Raw genomic sequence first — 16,654 nt, 5'->3', positions numbered from 1 at the left:
GGCGAGGATTCGACACCTCCCTGCCAGCCCTGCTGGGCGTGGGCGACGCTGGAGGCGGCGAGCGCGAGCAGAATGGCGAGCGGCAGGGAACAGAGTCGGGACATCACGGGCAGTCATTCGCGATCGGGCGGGACGTGGACATCACCACCTCAATGAGGCGGCGGCGGGGCGTCGCTCGCGGCGAGCACCCGCCGACGGCAGCCGCCCCGGCGCCGCATTCACTCGGGCGACCACGCCTTGTAGTCGCCCGTCACCGCCGGGCGGTGTCCCTGCGCCAGTGTCGAGCCCGGCGGGTGATAAGCCGCCACCGTGCCGGTGGGGTTGGGACGGTGCGGCTGCTGCCAGGGATGCGGGGTATAGGCCTCACGGCTCGGCGGCACATCGGAACGCTGGTGCATCCAGGCGTGCCAGCCCGGCGGAATGGCTGTGGCCTCGGCATAGCCGTTGAAGATCACCCAGCGCCGCTCGAAACCGAGCGCAGGATCGATCTGGCCGCCCTTGGTCCGGTAATATTTGTTGCCGAACTCGTCTTCACCGACCAGTTCGCCGAAGCGCCAGGTGTGGAAACGGGTTCCCATGGTCTGGCCGTTCCACCAGGTGAAGATTTCGGTGAGGAGTGTCGAGACGTTCACGGGGACCCCGTATGCCAGCGTTTCTCGGCCGGACCATGCCATTCGCACCGCGCCCTGTCCAGCCGAGCGGGCATCGGCGCGGCCTTATGAAGCCTTCTTCTCGGTGGCGAAATAGGCGAACGCCCCGCCGAGCGCCACCACCGCGGCCACGGTGACGGCGAGCCATCCTCCGCTTTCGAACAGCGGGCTCGCCAGTGCCGAGCCAAGGGCGCCGCCGAAGAAGAAGATCGCGATGTACAGCGCGTTCAGCCGGCTGCGGAGCTCCGGCGCCAGCATGAACAGCGCTCTCTGGCCGAACACCAGATTTGCCGTGACGGCGAGATCGAGCACGACGGCACCCGCCACCAGTATGCCCAGCGACCCGGCCACCGCCCCCCAGAAGGTGAGCGCGAAGCCCGCGATCGCCAGGATGAAGGCCCCCGCCGTCCCGGCATGAGCGTGGCCGCGATCGGCCAGCCATCCCGCCACGGGCGAAATGACCACGCTGGCGGCACCGGCCAGCGCGAACAGGGCCATTCCCTGTTGGTCGAGGTGGAACGGCGCGCCGTGCAGAAGAAGCGGCGCGGCGGTCCAGAACAGCGTGAATGTCGCGAACATCGCGGCCTGATAGGCAGCCCGGCGCCGGAGAATGGGCGTGCGGCGCCAGAGCGGCGGCAGCGACAGCACCAACTCGCGGTAGCTGGAGCGGGTATGGGGATGGCGCTGCGGTAGCGCCAGACGCAGCCCCACCCCCAACGCCAGCATCAGCAGCGCGGCAAGGCCGAACACGGCGTGCCAGCCAAACCAGTGCGTTACCATGCTCGCCGCCGGACGGGCCAGCAGAATGCCGGTCATGAGCCCGCTGACCACACTGCCCACCCGCCGGCCACGCTCCTCCGGTGCAGCGAGATGGGCGGCGAAGGGAACCGCCACCTGCGCCACCACCGAGCCCACGCCGAACACAAGCGCCGCGCCCAGGAAGATCACGGCGCTCGGCGCGAGATAGGCGACCGCCAGACCTACCGCCGCACAAACGACGATGGAGGCGATCAGCCGGCGATTCTCCACAATGTCCCCAAGCGGAACCACCAGCAGCAGGCCGCAGATATAGCCGATCTGGCTGAGGGTGACGACGAGGCTGGCGATCGATTCGTCGAGGCCGATATCGGGCGCGATCAACGGTAACAGGGGCTGCGCGTAATAGAGATTGGCGGCGCCGGCGCCCGCCGCCAGCGCGAGGATGAAGAAGATGGCGGGCGGCGTGGGACGCGCCGGGGTGTCAGGAAGGTGGCTCATGGCGGCTCGGCCTGCCCGCGCCGGCTGCGGCACGGTTCAAGAAACGGGCGCGCATGAAGCGTCACCACGGGTGGCGCTGTCCAGCCACCCCGAACGCATGGCTGCTTCCCACGGCCGGCGGGCGCCCTCGCTCGTGTGTCGCCCACGTGCCACCCTTCCCGTTGTCCCCGCTCTCAACAGCCCCTCCACTGCGCCGCAGCGCTGGACTCGCCATGCGAATCCCCACTCGATAGGAAGCCCTCGCCCCTCGATTTCGGGCGGCCGCCGCCCCATCTACATTTAGCGCTTCGTTCATTCTTCCACACTAGAGTTTGTGACGGGTGATTGACGGCCGCGAGGGAGTCGGACAGTTTGACCACCGTCGATCGCGGCGTTCGTAACGCGGCCGGCGCTCCCAACACCAACAGGATTCCGTCACCGGTGGCGACATCGGGGAACGCGGGTGTGCGGACGGAATGACAAGCGCGCGAAGGCGGGGCGGCAACGTCACGAACCCTCGCGAATTGACAGGCTGGGCTCGGGCAGAGGTTCGAGTCGACATCCAGCGGCAGGTCAGAGGACTGTGGCCTGCCGCGGAACGGGGACGAAAAGCATGCGCATCGAGCGTCGCTACACCAAGGCCGGTCGTTCTCCCTATGCGGACATTGCGTTCCGCACGGTGACGAGCGAGATCCGCAACCCGGACGGCTCGATCGTCTTCCGGCTTGAGGGGATCGAGGTGCCGCAGCACTTCTCCCAGGTCGCGAGCGATATCCTGGCCCAGAAGTACTTCCGCAAGGCCGGCGTGCCGGCCCGCCTGAAGAAGGTCGAGGAAGAAACCGTCCCGTCCTTCCTGTGGCGCGGCACGGCGGACGAGAAGGCCCTTGCGGCGCTGCCCGAAAAAGAGCGCTACGTGGGCGAAGACAATGCCCGGCAGGTGTTCGACCGCCTTGCCGGAACCTGGACCTACTGGGGCTGGAAGGGCGGCTATTTCGATTCCGAGGAGGACGCTCAGGCCTTCTTCGACGAGCACCGCTACATGCTCGCCATGCAGATGGCGGCGCCCAACTCGCCGCAGTGGTTCAACACCGGCCTGCACTGGGCCTATGGCATCGATGGACCCAGCCAGGGCCACTTCTATGTCGACTACAAGACCGGCAAGCTGACCCGCTCGAAGACCTCCTACGAGCATCCCCAGCCGCATGCCTGTTTCATCCAGTCCGTCTCCGACGATCTGGTGAACGAGGGCGGCATCATGGACCTGTGGGTGCGTGAAGCCCGCCTCTTCAAGTACGGCTCCGGCACCGGCTCCAACTTCTCCGCCCTGCGCGGCGAGGGCGAGCGCCTGTCCGGCGGCGGCCGCTCCTCCGGCCTCATGAGCTTCCTGAAGATCGGCGACCGCGCCGCCGGCGCCATCAAGTCCGGCGGCACCACCCGCCGCGCCGCCAAGATGGTGGTGGTGGACGCCGATCACCCCGACATCGAGACCTATGTCGACTGGAAGGTGAAGGAGGAGCAGAAGGTCGCCGCTCTCGTAACCGGCTCCAAGACCGTCGCCAAGCACATGAAGGCCGTGATGAAGGCCTGCGTGAACTGCGAGGGTGATGGCGACGACTGCTTCGACCCCGAGAAGAACCCCGCCCTGAAGCGGGAGATTCGAGCCGCCAAGAAGGCGCAGGTGCCGGAGAACTACATCCGTCGCGTCGTCCAGTTCGCCCGCCAGGGCTATAAGGACATCGACTTCCCGATCTACGACACCGACTGGGATTCCGAGGCCTACCTCACGGTGGCCGGGCAGAACTCCAACAATTCGGTACGGGTTGACGACGCGTTCCTGAACGCCGTTCAGGCCGATGCCGACTGGCGGCTGACCTCGCGCACCACCGGCAAGGTGACGAAGACGCTGAAGGCCAGCGAGCTGTGGGAAAAGATCGGCCATGCCGCCTGGGCCTGCGCCGATCCCGGCATCCAGTTCCACACCACCATCAACGACTGGCACACCTGCCCGGCGACGGGGCCGATCCGGGCCTCCAACCCGTGCTCCGAGTACATGTTCCTCGACGACACGGCGTGCAACCTCGCCTCGCTGAACCTGCTCCAGTTCCGCAATGCGGATGGCAGCTTCGACGTCGCGAGCTATGAGCACGCGTGCCGGCTGTGGACGGTCGTGCTCGAAATCTCCATCCTGATGGCGCAGTTCCCCTCGAAGGAGATCGCCCAGCTCTCCTACGAGTACCGCACCCTTGGCCTCGGCTACGCCAATATCGGCGGGCTGCTGATGACCTCGGGCATTCCCTATGACTCGCCCGAAGGCCGCGCCTATTGCGGCGCCCTGACCGCGATCATGACCGGCGTGTCCTACGCAACCTCCGCCGAGATGGCGAAGGAGCTCGGCCCGTTCCCGGGCTACGGCGCCAACGCCGACCACATGCTGCGCGTGATCCGCAACCACCGCCGCGCCGCCTATGGCGAGGCGACCGGCTATGAGGGCCTCAACACCAACCCGGTTCCGCTCGACCACGCCGCCTGCCCGCTGCCGATCCTGGTCGACCATGCCAGGAGCGCCTGGGACAAGGCGCTGGCGCTCGGCGAAGCCCATGGCTACCGCAACGCTCAGACCACGCTGCTCGCGCCGACCGGGACGATCGGCCTCGTGATGGACTGCGACACGACCGGCATCGAGCCCGATTTCGCCCTGGTGAAGTTCAAGAAGCTGGCCGGTGGCGGCTACTTCAAGATCATCAACCGCGCCGTGCCGGAGGCACTGCGCACGCTCGGCTATTCCGAAAGCCAGATCGCCGAGATCGAGGTCTATGCGGTGGGCCACGGCTCCATCACCCAGGCCCCGGCGGTCAACCACGCGACGCTGCGGGCCAAGGGCTTCGGCGACGCCGCGCTCGCCAAGATCGATGCCGGGGTGAAGTCCGCCTTCGATGTGAAGTTCGTGTTCAACCGCTGGACCCTCGGCGACGAGACGATGGCCGCGCTCGGGGTGCCGGCCGACAAGATGGCCGATCCCTCCTTCGATCTGCTCAGCTTCCTCGGCTTCTCGAAGAAGGACGTCGAGGCCGTCAACGTGCATGTCTGCGGGGCGATGACGCTGGAAGGCGCGCCGTTCCTGAAGCCGGAGCATTACCCGGTGTTTGACTGCGCCAATCCCTGCGGTCGCATCGGCAAGCGCTATCTCTCGGTCGAAAGCCACATCCGCATGATGGCGGCGGCGCAGCCCTTCCTCTCGGGCGCGATCTCCAAGACCATCAACATGCCGAACGACGCGACGGTCGAGGATTGCAAGGAAGCCTACCTGCTGTCCTGGCGTCTCGCCCTGAAGGCGAACGCGCTGTACCGCGATGGCTCCAAGCTCTCCCAGCCGCTCAACGCCCAGCTCGTCTCCGACGACGATGACGAGGAGGATGCGGTCGAGGCGCTGCTGGAGAAGCCGGCGGCGGCCCGCGCGGCCCAGCTCACCGAGAAGATCGTCGAGAAGGTGATCGAGCGCGTCGTCGCGATCCGCGATCGCGAGAAGATGCCCGACCGTCGCAAGGGCTACACCCAGAAGGCCGTCGTCGGCGGCCACAAGGTCTATCTGCGCACCGGCGAATATGACGACGGCCGGCTCGGCGAGATCTTCATCGACATGCACAAGGAAGGCGCGGCGCTGCGCTCCTTCATCAACAACTTCGCCATCTCGGTGTCGCTGGGCCTGCAATACGGCGTGCCGCTGGAGGAGTATGTCGACGCCTTCACCTTCACCCGCTTCGAGCCTGCGGGCCCGGTGCAGGGCAACGACACCATCAAATACGCCACCTCGATCCTCGACTACATCTTCCGCGAACTGGCGGTGTCGTATCTCGGCCGCAACGACCTCGGCCATGTCGAGCCGGCGGAGTCGAGCTTCGACGCGCTCGGCAAGGGCGTCGACGAAGGCAAGCCGGACGGCAAGCCCTCCCCCGCCGCCGTCGCCGCGACCCGTATGGTGTCCAAGGGCCTGATGCGCGGCAAGAATGTCGGGCTGATGGTGGTGCCCGCGGGCGCCAGCGTCACCCCGGCGCCCTCGAAGGTCACCGCCCTGCGCGGCCTCACCCAGGGCGCCACGGCGCTGAAGGCGGCGCCGGAGGAAGAGACAGAGGCCGAGCTGGGCACCGCCGCCCTGCCCTGGTCCGCCCCGGCCGCGGCGGCTCCTTCGACCAAGGCCGAGGCCCGCGCCATCGCCCGCGCCAAGGGCTATGAGGGCGAAGCCTGCCCCGAGTGCCAGAACTTCACCATGGTGCGCAACGGCACCTGCCTGAAGTGCGAGACCTGCGGCAGCACGACGGGCTGCTCGTGAGACACGCAAACCTCTGACAGGATGAAGGCCACGGACCCGGCGGTTCGTGGCCTTTTTCTTAGGCGGTGACGCCATCTCTCGCATCTGGAGCGCCGACGGCCATGGCCGGCATGATTCCCACCCTCACCACGCCCCGCCTCACCCTGCGCCCACACCGGCTGGACGACTTCGACGCCTATGCCGCGATGTGGGCGGAGCCCGCGGTGGTGCGCTTCATTGGCGGCACGCCGTTCACGCGGGAGGCGGCGTGGATCCGCTTCCTGCGCCACGCCGGGCTCTGGCAGCATCTCGGCTTCGGCTTCCTCGCCATCGCGGATCGGGAGACCGGGGCCTTCATCGGCGAATGCGGCTTCCATGACCTGAAGCGGGCCATCGTTCCCTCGATCGAGGGAACGATGGAGGCGGGCTGGGCGCTGGTAACCACGGCACAGGGCAAGGGACTCGCCGAGGAAGCGATGCGGGCGGCGCTCGGCTGGGCCGATGAGCATGGTACCGGCGAACGCATCACCTGCCTGATCGAGCCCGACCACGCCGCCTCGATCCGGGTGGCCGAAAAGCTCGGCTTCAGCCGCTACACCGACGGGCTGTACAATGGCCGCAGCGTCGTGCTGCTGGCCCGCCCGCGCGGGAGCGCAATGACCGGAATAGCTGTGGAAGAAGGCTGAGCCGCCGGCAGGCGTAGATTGTGCTGGCCGCCGGTGCGGCTGGCAGCGGCTTGGCCTCAAGGAAAATCCGGTTTTTCTCGGCCGGGCCGTTGGGCAAGGACCTGACTTTTTTGGTCCCATCCCCGCAGCGCCTTATCAAGCTACCCCAGATTCCTATACTGCAGCCCAGCTTCTGACCGGGCTCTGGGGAGACTGTAATGCGTAGAACGAGCGATCCTTCCCGTCGCGATGGCGGTGACACCGTCACCGGGCTGGGCGCCTCCGGCGTGAAGCGGGACGGGCTCGACGGCACGCTGCTGAACGACGGCACCATCATCGCCGCCACGGGCAGCTTCGCCATCACCACCGGTGCCAGCGCCTCCGGCACGATGGTGGTGAACACCGGAATCATCGACGGCCGGATTGCCTTTGCCGCCGGCTCGGAGGGGCGGTTCGAGAACAGCGGCTGGCTGGGATCAGCGCCGAGGGTGCCGGCACCACCCATGAGATAACCGGCGTTTTCGCACAGACCGCCTCCGGCACGCTCGCCCTGCGGATCGATGGCGCAGCAGCCGATCAGCTCGCCGTGGAAGGCGCCGCCCGGCTGAACGGTACGCTCGCCACCAGCTTCGTCGGCCCGCAGTCGCTCCAGAAAAGCTATACCCTTGTCACCGCGAGCGACGGCATCACCGGCACCTTCGCCACCTTCGACACGGAGGGGCTGCCCTCCTTCTTCACGAGTTCGCTGGACTACAGCTCCAATGCCGTCTCGATGAGCCTCGCCTCCGCCATCTCGGCGGTACCGGGGCTGACGGCAAACGAATCCGCCCTCGCCTCGGCCATTGACGGCGCCCTCAACAATGCCTCCGGCAGCGCGATCGGCGAACTGCCCTCCGGGCTTTCCGCCTTCTACGACCTCTCGCTGTCGGAGGTCCCCTCGGCCCTGAACGCCCTCTCCGGCCAGGCCTATGCCAGCGAGCAGTCGGTGCCGATCGGGGACAGCTCGTACAGCCGCCAGGCCGTGCTGGGGCGGCTGCGCCAGAGCGCCTATGCCGGAGAGACCGGCCCGGTCGGCGCCCTCGCCTTTGGTGGACCGGCCACGGTCCAGCCGGGCAGCGGAAGCCCCGAGCCGGCCGGCGCAGCCGAAGCGCTCGCCTATGCCACCAAGGCCCCGGTCGCGCCCGCACCCGTGGCCACCACCGAAGGGCCCATCTTCTGGGCGGAGGGTTTCGGCGGCCTAAAATCAAATGATCAAAAACGCAGACGCCGCCCCGGTCGCCCGGGACGGCGTCTGTTCGTCAGCTTTCACCGATGACGGCCGATCTTCGGAACCAGCCATCGGCGGCAGGCTTCACGCCGTGCGCAGATTGACCGCAGAGGTCTTGCCCGAGCGCTGGTCGGTCTGGAGCTCGAAGGAGATCTTCTCCCCGTCGCGCAGACCCTGCAGGCCGGAACGCTGAACCGCGCTGATGTGAACGAACACATCCTTGCCGCCGCTGTCCGGCTGGATGAAGCCGTAGCCCTTCTGGTCGTTGAACCACTTCACGGTGCCGGTAAGGGTAGACATAGTCTCAAGTCTCTCAGATCTAGGTTGCACATCCAGCCGGGACGCCATGGACCCGACTTTGGTCGAAATTGGAAGAAAAGCTGAACGTGCGCCCGTCAGTGCAGGCGAAACGAACCAGTCGTCCGGCCAAATTCTGCAGAGAGACTAGACGGAATGCGGCGGGATGCAAGCCCGCAGTCGGCTCTTCGGCCCACATCCGAAAACGACAAAACCGCCACTCCACTGGGGAATGGCGGCTAAACCCGGCAGGCCTTCTCGCGGGCCGCGTGTAGCGATCAGGCGGTCCGCAGATTGACCGCCGACGTCTTGCCCGAACGCTGATCGGTCTGGAGTTCAAAGGAAATCTTATCGCCGTCCCGCAGGCCGCGAAGGCCGGAGCGCTCCACCGCGCTGATGTGGACGAAGACATCCTTTCCACCGCTGTCGGGCTGGATGAAGCCATAGCCCTTCTGCTCGTTGAACCACTTCACGGTGCCGGTATCAGCCATCGAGGGAACCTTCAGACAGGAGTTTGCACGACACGCGTGAAACGCGCGCGGTCTGCCCGGGTTCCATGCCAAGTCAAAAAGATGGCGGCAAACAAGAAAGCGCCGGCGTCGCCGCCGGCGCTTTCAGACGGGTCCCGCCCCCACGCGACCCGCCGTAACCCGTTATCCCGTGCTCTCAGGAGCAGTAGCGGCGATCCACCTGGGCAACCCGGCCATTGGAATAGGTGTAATAGCAGCGGTTGTTGCGCCAGTAGTAATATCCGGTGTTGCGTCGCTGATCCTTGCCGACCGCGTCACCGATCATGGCGCCGGCCACGCCGCCGATCAAGCCGCCAGCCACCGCACCGCCGGCCTTGCCGCTCGCCGCTCCACCGATCACCGCACCGGTGATGCCACCGATGACGGCTCCCGTGGCCGTGCTGTTCTGCGCGGATGCCGGTATGGGAGCCACGGCAACCGCAGCCAGGAGCAGGCCGGCAAGGGCGGAACGAAGCAGCATGTCGATCTCCACTCGATACGAAGGTTGCCGGAGCCGTCGCCCGACTCGCCACCTCCGGTGCTATTCATTTACCGGCACGAAGCCGAACGCAAGATGAACGACGAAGCGTCAACGGAAGCGGCGACTGGGCCACCGCTTCCCCGCCGCTGGCGATCAGACGTGCTGTGCCTCGACCACGGCAATCGCGGTCATGTTGACCACACCCCGGGCCGTGACGGACTGGGTCAGGATATGCGCCGGCCGCGCCGTGCCCAGCAGGATCGGTCCCACGGGCAGCGAATCGCCGAACACCTTCACCATCTGGTAGGCGATGTTGGCCGCCTCCAGATTCGGCATGACCAGGATGTTGGCGACGCCCTGCAGCCGCGAGCCCGGCAGCACCCGCTCCCGCATCTCCGGCACCAGCGCGCTGTCGCCCTCCATTTCACCGTCGACCATCAGCTCCGGGGCACGCGCGGTCAGCAGCTCGGTCGCACGGCGCATCTTGCGGGCACGCTCGTCATCGCGGCTGCCGAAATCCGAATGCGACAGCATGGCCACCCGCGGTTCGATGCCGAAGCGCCGGACATGGGCCGCGGCGTGCATGGCCATCTCGGCGAGGTCTTCGGCGCCGGGATCGAGGCTGACCTGGGTGTCACACAGGAAGAACGCGCCCTTTGGCGTCAGCAGCATCGACATGGCGGCGACATCGCGCACCCCCGGAGCAATGCCGATGATGGTGCGGATGTGGCGAAGATGGCGGATGAAGCGGCCTTCAACGCCGCAGAGCATCACGTCGGCATCGCCGCGCAGCACGGCGAGCGCGGCGATCACGGTGGGCGTGGTGCGGACCAGCGTGCGGGCGATCTCCGGCGTCACCCCCTGGCGCCCGGTCTTCTCGACATAGGTCGCGACATAGTCGCGGTAGCGCGGATCGTCCTCGGGGTTGATGAGGTCGAAATCGCGGTTGGGACGGATGGACAGCCCGAAACGCTCCAGCCGGGTTTCCACGACCGCCGGGCGGCCGATCAGGATCGGGCGGGCGATGCCCTCCTCAATCACCACCTGCGCCGCCCGCAGGATCCGCTCATCCTCGCCTTCCGCATAGATCACCCGCTTCGGCGCCTGGCGGGCAAGCGTGAAGATCGGCTTCATCACGAGGCCGGAGCGGAACACGAACCGGTCGAGCTGTTCGAGATAGGCACCAAAATCCGTGATGGGGCGCCGGGCGACGCCGCTCTCCATCGCCGCCCGGGCGACGGCGGGCGCCACGCGCAGGATCAGGCGCGGATCGAAGGGCGAGGGAATGAGCGAGGTCGGTCCGAACACCGGGGTCTCGCCACCATAGGCCCGCGCCACGACGTCGGAGGGGGTCTCCCGGGCCAGCTCGGCAATGGCATTCACCGCGGCGATCTTCATCGCCTCGTTGATCTGGGTCGCGCCGGCGTCAAGCGCCCCGCGGAAGATGAAGGGGAAGCAGAGGACGTTGTTGACCTGGTTCGGGAAGTCGGAACGTCCCGTGCAGATCATGGCGTCGGGCCGCGCGTCGCGGGCGATGTCGGGCATGATTTCCGGGGTCGGGTTGGCGAGCGCCATGATCAGCGGACGCTCACCCATGGTCTTGAGCATTTCCGGCTTAAGAACGCCGCCGGCCGAAAGACCGATGAAGATATCCGCACCAACTATCGCCTCGGCGAGGGTGCGCGCCTCGGTCTTCTGGGCGAACACGCCCTTGTAGGGGTCCATCAAAACCGTGCGGCCCTCGAACACCACGCCTTCGATGTCCGTCACCCAGATGTTCTCGCGCCGCGCGCCCATGGTGACGAGCAGATTCAGCGTCGCGATGGCGGCCGCACCGGCCCCGGAGGTGACGATCTTGACGTCCTCCAGCTTCTTGTCGCCAAGGAACAGCGCGTTGACGATGGCCGCCGCCACGATGATGGCCGTGCCGTGCTGGTCGTCGTGGAAGACGGGGATACCCATCTTCTCCCGCAGCCGGTTCTCGATCTCGAAACACTCCGGTGCCTTGATGTCCTCGAGATTGATGCCGCCGAACGTCGGCTCGAGCGCGGCCACCGTGCTCACCACGAGGTCGGGCTCGTTCGCCGCGAGCTCGATGTCGAACACGTCGATACCGGCGAATTTCTTGAAGAGGACGGCCTTGCCCTCCATCACCGGCTTCGAGGCCAACGGGCCGATATTGCCGAGGCCGAGAACGGCCGTGCCGTTCGAGACAACGGCGACGAGGTTCTGCCGCCCGGTGAGTTCAGCGCCGAGCGCGGGATCGGCCGCGATGGCCTCGCACACGGCGGCGACACCGGGGGTATAGGCCAGCGCGAGGTCCCGCTGGTTGGCGAGGGGCTTTGTGGGCTGGATCTCCAGCTTTCCGGGCCGCGGCAAGCGGTGATAGACCATGGCGCCGGAACGCAGATCATCAGAGATATAAGAAGCCATAGCCGTCCCCTCAAAGCCGTCGCATGCGGTGCGACAATACGAAGTTTGAAATGGGGTACAACGACTTTCGCCCGATGTAATGCCCGTCTTTCGACGGTTCGTGTAGCTTAGCCGCCAGCGGCACGGGGACGGCGCGCCGCATCGGCTTCAACTCGGGTCACAATGCATGCGCAAAACGGCGATCGTCCTCCTGGCCTTGCCCGTCCTCGCGGCTGGCAGCTATTTCGGCCTTACCGCTTATGCCAATCACGAGGCGCAGCGGCAGGTCGACGCAGTGTTTCGCGGCATGGCCACGGGCGGAATCGAGGCGCGACATGGCGGGGTGTCGTTCGACATCTTCACCGCCCGGCTCGAGGTCGCCGACATCGCCTTCGTCTATCCGGGGGATCGAGGGGCGACACGCATCGGCCGCATCCGCGCCTCGGGCCTCGGCGAGGCCGGCGGCGACCGGGTGAAGGCGGAGCGCATCGAGATTTCCGACCTCGCCTTCGAAGGTCGCTCCGGCCCCGGCATGACCGCCGCCTTTCTCGCCCCCACCATCACGATCGACCGCTATGACGGCCCCATCGAAGTCAAGGCGCGCACCGGCCAACCCTGGCAGATCGCCCTCGCCTTCCTGAGACAGGCCAGCATCGCGCGGATCGACGTGCCGGCCGCCAAGCTGACGACGGCGCTGGCGGAGGGCACGATGACCACGTCCACCGAGATCGCGTATGGCGCGACCAGCCTGGAGAGCATCGCCGGCGCGGTCATCCAGCGCGTCAGCATGGCGCCGTCCAACGTCACGCTGCACACCTCGCAGGGTGACGGCAACGGTCATATCGGCGCGATTTCCGGCGAAGGCATCGATGTCGGCGCCTGGATCAACGCCGTGACGGACGAGCCGGTCGCCGCCGGCGAGATTGGCACGCTGGCCCGGCGCTACGGGATCGACGGCTATGAATTTGCCGTCGGCGACAAGATCCGCCTCAAGGGCGGGCCGGTCACCCTCACCGAGCTTGCCATCGCCGCGCCGGGTATTCCCGTCGCCGAGATCACGGCAGCCGAACAGGAGATTCAGGCGCGTGAGCAGCGCGGCGAGACAGTGGAGCCCGCCGACCTCGACACCCTGCTCACCCTGCTGGCCTCGGGCTTTGACGCGCTGCGGCTGGGCAGCTTCGAGGCCGGGGCGATCGAAATGGCGACGCCGGACGCGGCCAAGGCACGGATCGCGACCCTGCACGCAGCCGGACTGACCGATGGCGTGCTCGGCGAAGCCCGGCTGGAGGGCTTCGCCGGCACCGATCCCGCGGGACGACCGGCCAAGCTCGACCGCGTCGCCGTGACCGGGCTGCGCATCGGCGACCTGATGCGGCAGGCGGCGGCCAACCTCTCGCAGGACGACCATGCCGGAAGCGGCCCGGCGCCGCGGCTCGATATGGTTCAGGGCTTCGAGCTGCTCGGGCTGGTGGCACCGTCGGACACCGGCGACGGCCCCTACCAGATCGACAGCCTCACCTTCTCGACCGACAGCTTCGTGAATCAGATTCCCCGCAAGGCCACCGGCTCGGTCCGCATGGCGGTGCCGACGGCGACCTTCGTCGACCAGCAGCTGTTCGCCCTGCTCGCGGCCAACGGCGTGGCGCGGGTGACCATCTCCGGTGACATCGCCTCGAACTGGGACGAAACCAGCGGCGTCGCCGTCGTGGCGCCGATCGCGCTCGACATCAGCAATGTCGGTTCCATCGCCGGGCAGCTCCGCATCGGCAATGTGCGACCGGATTCCTTTTCCGGCGATTCCACCATCGCCCTTGCGGCAGGACGGCTGGAAACGCTGGAATCAGCATCCTTCACGCTGAGGGATGCCGGGCTCTACGACATGAAGCTCAAGCAACTGGCGGAGGAGCAGGGTGCCAGTCCCAAGGCGGTGCGCCAGTTGCTCACCGGGGTCGCCGCCTTCATCGTGAACCAGTTCGCCGGCGACCGCCCGGCTCTGGAGCCGGCGGGCCGGGCGCTGATCAGCTTCCTCGACGGCCCGGGCGGAACGCTGACGCTGAATGTGCGGCCGCGCTCCACGCTCACCTTCGGCGCTATCATGGACGCCGCCCATGGCGATCCGCTCGATCTGCTCGACAAGGTCGACATCGAGGCGAATGCCAGCCGCTGAAACGCCAGGCGCCGCGGCGGCCTTTCCGGCCCCGCGGCGCATGATCTTCAAAAGACGGCGGGGACGCCCGGCAGCCGAACGCTTCACTTCGCCGGCAGGTTGGTGCGGATGTGCAGCTCGCGCAGCTGGCGGGGGGTGGCCTCGGAGGGCGCCCCCATCAGGATGTCCTGGGCCTGCTGGTTCATCGGGAAGATCGAAATCTCCCGAAGATTGGTGGTGCCGCAGAGCAGCATCACGATGCGATCCACACCTGCGGCCATGCCGCCATGGGGCGGCGCGCCGTACTGGAACGCGCGGTACATGCCGCCAAAACGCTCGATCACGGTCTGCTCATCATAGCCGGCCAGCTCGAAGGCCTTGACCATCGCCTCAGGACGATGGTTGCGGATGCCGCCGGAGGCGATCTCATAGCCGTTGCAGGCGATGTCGTACTGGAACGCTTTGATGGTCAGCGGGTCCTGACCGTTCAGCGCGTCGAGACCGCCCTGCGGCATGGAGAAGGGGTTGTGCGAGAAGTCGACCTTCTTCTCGTCCTCGTTCCATTCATAGAAGGGGAAATCGACGATCCAGGCCAGTTCGAACCGGTCATGGTCGACCAGCTTCAGCTCCTCGCCGACCCGGGTTCGGGCGCTTCCGGCGAACTTCACGAACTTCTCGGGATCGCCCGCCACAAAGAAGGCGGCGTCGCCGGCCCCAAGGCCAAGCTGCGCGCGGATCGCGTCGGTGCGCTCGGCGCCGATATTGTTGGCGATCGGGCCGGCGCCCTCGGCCGAGCCCCCTTCGACCTCGCGCCACATGATGTAGCCGAGCCCCGGCTGGCCCTCGCCCTGGGCCCAGGCGTTCATACGGTCGCAGAAGGCGCGCGAGCCGCCGGTCGGGCCGGGGATCGCCCACACCCGGTTCTTCGGGTCCTCGAGCATGCGCGCGAACACCTTGAAGCCGGAGCCGCGGAAATGCTCGGAGACGTCCTGCATCTCCAGCGGGTTGCGCAGGTCGGGCTTGTCGGTGCCGTATTTCTGCATCGACACGGCGTAGGGGATGCGCGGCCAGTTCTTCGAGACCGGCTTGCCGTCGGCGAACTGCTCGAACACGCCGGTAATCACCGGCTCGACGGCGGCGAACACATCCTCCTGCTCGACGAAGCTCATCTCAAGGTCGAGCTGGTAGAACTCGCCCGGCAGGCGGTCGGCGCGCGGGTCCTCGTCGCGGAAGCAGGGCGCGATCTGGAAGTAGCGGTCGAACCCGCTCATCATGATGAGCTGCTTGTACTGCTGCGGCGCCTGCGGCAGGGCGTAGAACTTGCCGGGGTGCAGGCGGCTCGGCACCAGGAAGTCGCGCGCGCCTTCCGGCGAGGAGGCGGTGAGGATCGGGGTCTGGAACTCGAAGAAGCCCTGTGCCTTCATCTTCGCGCGCATGGCGTCGATGATGGCGCCGCGGGTCATGATGTTCTTGTGCAGCTTCTCGCGGCGCAGGTCGAGGAAGCGGTACCGCAGCCGCGTTTCCTCCGGGTATTCCTGATCGCCGAACACCGGCAGCGGCAGTTCGCCGGCCGGGCCCAGCACCTCGATCTCGCGGCCATAGAGCTCGACCGCGCCGGTGGGCAGGTCCGGGTTTTCCGTGCCGGCCGGGCGGTTGCGCACATTGCCATCGACCCGGATCACCCATTCCGAGCGCACCGTCTCGGCGAGCTTGAAGGCCGGGCTGTCGGGGTCGACCACCACCTGGGTGAGGCCGTAATGGTCGCGCAGGTCGATGAACAGCACGCCGCCATGGTCGCGGATGCGGTGGCACCAGCCCGACAGGCGGACGGTTTCGCCGACATCGGCGCTGCGGAGGGCGCCGCAGGTGTGGGTGCGGTAGCGGTGCATATGGCTCTTCCCGAAAGGCGCAGGGACCGAAAGATCGGAATGCGGGGCCGAAGCCCGGACAACACGAAAACACCCCGCCGCGGGGGCCGCGGAGGGGTGCATCCCGATCGGGGATTTGTCAAGGACGGCGGGGTTTTCCGCCGCCGCAACCGGATTCGGGAACGGCCCCGGGATCAGGGCTCGTAGGTCAGCGTGAGCTTGGCGACACCCAGGGCGAGCGAGGCGCCGACGCTGCCTTCCACCGAAAGCGGGTTAAGGGCAAAGGACTTGTCGGTGCCGACCAGCGCGTTGGCCCCGACGCCGATGCCCATCGCCACATCGGCCGAAACCCCGTCATAGCTGCCGGCCAGCGCGCCGGGCGCCACCTGCTTCGTCACCGCCGCGACGCCCCAGGTCATCATTCCCGCGCCGGTCACGCCGAGGTCGAGGCCCACCCGCTCGATGGTGCCCTTGTAGCTCGTGCTCGGGCCCTCGGTGGGATTGAAGGTGCAGTTCAGCTTCTGCTTGGACTCGACGATCATCGAGATGCTCGAGCCGACCTGACAGACCAGCACGCCCACATCGACCCGGCTTCCGGCCTGGGCGGGAACGGCAAACGGCACGATGGAGAGGGAAGCGGCGGCGGCGAGAGCGCGCAGTCGGGTGCGGGTCTTCATGAAATTTCCCCAAGGGTTTGTCGGCACATCATGAAACGGCGTCTCGACGTCAATCGGCATCGCCGGGCCGGCGTCGAATCGGATTATATACTCGGCCTACATCAAAACCCGGAAATTTCGCGGGTCGATGATATGGAAGT

Annotated in this window: 13 protein-coding genes; 5 read left to right on the top strand and 8 right to left on the bottom strand. The window is 67.0% G+C overall.

Annotation, left to right across the window (positions count from 1 at the left end; translation table 11 throughout):
• Nucleotides 1-218 precede the first annotated feature (218 nt).
• Nucleotides 219-632: an NADH:ubiquinone oxidoreductase subunit NDUFA12 gene (locus KHC27_RS14930; protein ID WP_343210918.1), complete on the bottom strand. Its 414-nt coding sequence runs from the start codon at nt 630-632 to the stop codon at nt 219-221.
• Between the two features lie 84 nt (nt 633-716).
• Nucleotides 717-1,907, bottom strand: coding sequence for an MFS transporter (locus KHC27_RS14925; RefSeq protein ID WP_213340184.1), 1,191 nt, complete (start codon nt 1,905-1,907; stop codon nt 717-719).
• Nucleotides 1,908-2,499: 592 nt separating this feature from the next.
• Between KHC27_RS14925 and KHC27_RS14920 the strand changes: the two genes are divergently transcribed.
• The 4 genes from KHC27_RS14920 (at nt 2,500) to KHC27_RS14905 (ending at nt 8,172) form a co-directional block, all read left to right on the top strand.
• The gene (locus KHC27_RS14920) at nt 2,500-6,213 is read left to right on the top strand and encodes a vitamin B12-dependent ribonucleotide reductase (RefSeq protein ID WP_213340183.1); all 3,714 of its coding nucleotides are present in this window, start codon (nt 2,500-2,502) and stop codon (nt 6,211-6,213) included.
• Nucleotides 6,214-6,323: 110 nt separating this feature from the next.
• Entirely contained in the window at nt 6,324-6,878 is a 555-nt protein-coding gene (locus KHC27_RS14915) for a GNAT family N-acetyltransferase (protein ID WP_213340321.1), read from the top strand.
• 197 nt (nt 6,879-7,075) lie between these two features.
• Entirely contained in the window at nt 7,076-7,369 is a 294-nt protein-coding gene (locus KHC27_RS14910; RefSeq protein WP_213340182.1) for a hypothetical protein, read from the top strand.
• A gap of 74 nt (nt 7,370-7,443) precedes the next feature.
• Nucleotides 7,444-8,172 carry a hypothetical protein gene (locus KHC27_RS14905; RefSeq protein WP_213340181.1) on the top strand — a complete coding sequence of 243 codons (729 nt, stop codon included), beginning with the start codon at nt 7,444-7,446 and terminating at the stop codon, nt 8,170-8,172.
• Between the two features lie 36 nt (nt 8,173-8,208).
• On the opposite strand, the gene KHC27_RS14900 is transcribed toward KHC27_RS14905, so the two are convergent.
• The 4 genes from KHC27_RS14900 to KHC27_RS14885 all read right to left on the bottom strand — a co-directional run bounded on the left by KHC27_RS14900 (nt 8,209) and on the right by KHC27_RS14885 (nt 11,844).
• Nucleotides 8,209-8,424 carry a cold-shock protein gene (locus KHC27_RS14900; RefSeq protein ID WP_029355496.1) on the bottom strand — a complete coding sequence of 72 codons (216 nt, stop codon included), beginning with the start codon at nt 8,422-8,424 and terminating at the stop codon, nt 8,209-8,211.
• Between the two features lie 275 nt (nt 8,425-8,699).
• Nucleotides 8,700-8,912, bottom strand: a complete 213-nt coding sequence (locus KHC27_RS14895) for a cold-shock protein (RefSeq protein WP_213340180.1) — start codon at nt 8,910-8,912, stop codon at nt 8,700-8,702.
• A gap of 175 nt (nt 8,913-9,087) precedes the next feature.
• Nucleotides 9,088-9,411, bottom strand: coding sequence for a glycine zipper domain-containing protein (locus KHC27_RS14890; RefSeq protein ID WP_246519963.1), 324 nt, complete (start codon nt 9,409-9,411; stop codon nt 9,088-9,090).
• Between the two features lie 153 nt (nt 9,412-9,564).
• Complete coding sequence (locus KHC27_RS14885) at nt 9,565-11,844, bottom strand: NADP-dependent malic enzyme (RefSeq protein WP_213340179.1); 2,280 nt, start codon at nt 11,842-11,844, stop codon at nt 9,565-9,567.
• Nucleotides 11,845-12,010: 166 nt separating this feature from the next.
• Between KHC27_RS14885 and KHC27_RS14880 the strand changes: the two genes are divergently transcribed.
• Nucleotides 12,011-13,990 carry a hypothetical protein gene (locus KHC27_RS14880; RefSeq protein WP_213340178.1) on the top strand — a complete coding sequence of 660 codons (1,980 nt, stop codon included), beginning with the start codon at nt 12,011-12,013 and terminating at the stop codon, nt 13,988-13,990.
• A gap of 83 nt (nt 13,991-14,073) precedes the next feature.
• Here KHC27_RS14880 and aspS read toward each other — a convergent pair whose 3' ends face one another.
• Entirely contained in the window at nt 14,074-15,858 is a 1,785-nt protein-coding gene (aspS, locus tag KHC27_RS14875; RefSeq protein WP_213340177.1) for an aspartate--tRNA ligase, read from the bottom strand.
• Nucleotides 15,859-16,031: 173 nt separating this feature from the next.
• Entirely contained in the window at nt 16,032-16,514 is a 483-nt protein-coding gene (locus KHC27_RS14870) for a DUF992 domain-containing protein (protein ID WP_213340176.1), read from the bottom strand.
• Between the last annotated feature and the right edge of the window lie 140 nt (nt 16,515-16,654).

This window comes from Ancylobacter lacus, from assembly GCF_018390635.1.
Taxonomy (GTDB): domain Bacteria; phylum Pseudomonadota; class Alphaproteobacteria; order Rhizobiales; family Xanthobacteraceae; genus Ancylobacter; species Ancylobacter lacus.
Note: the sequence above shows the minus strand (reverse complement) of the source record. Positions and strands in the feature narration are given on the sequence as shown.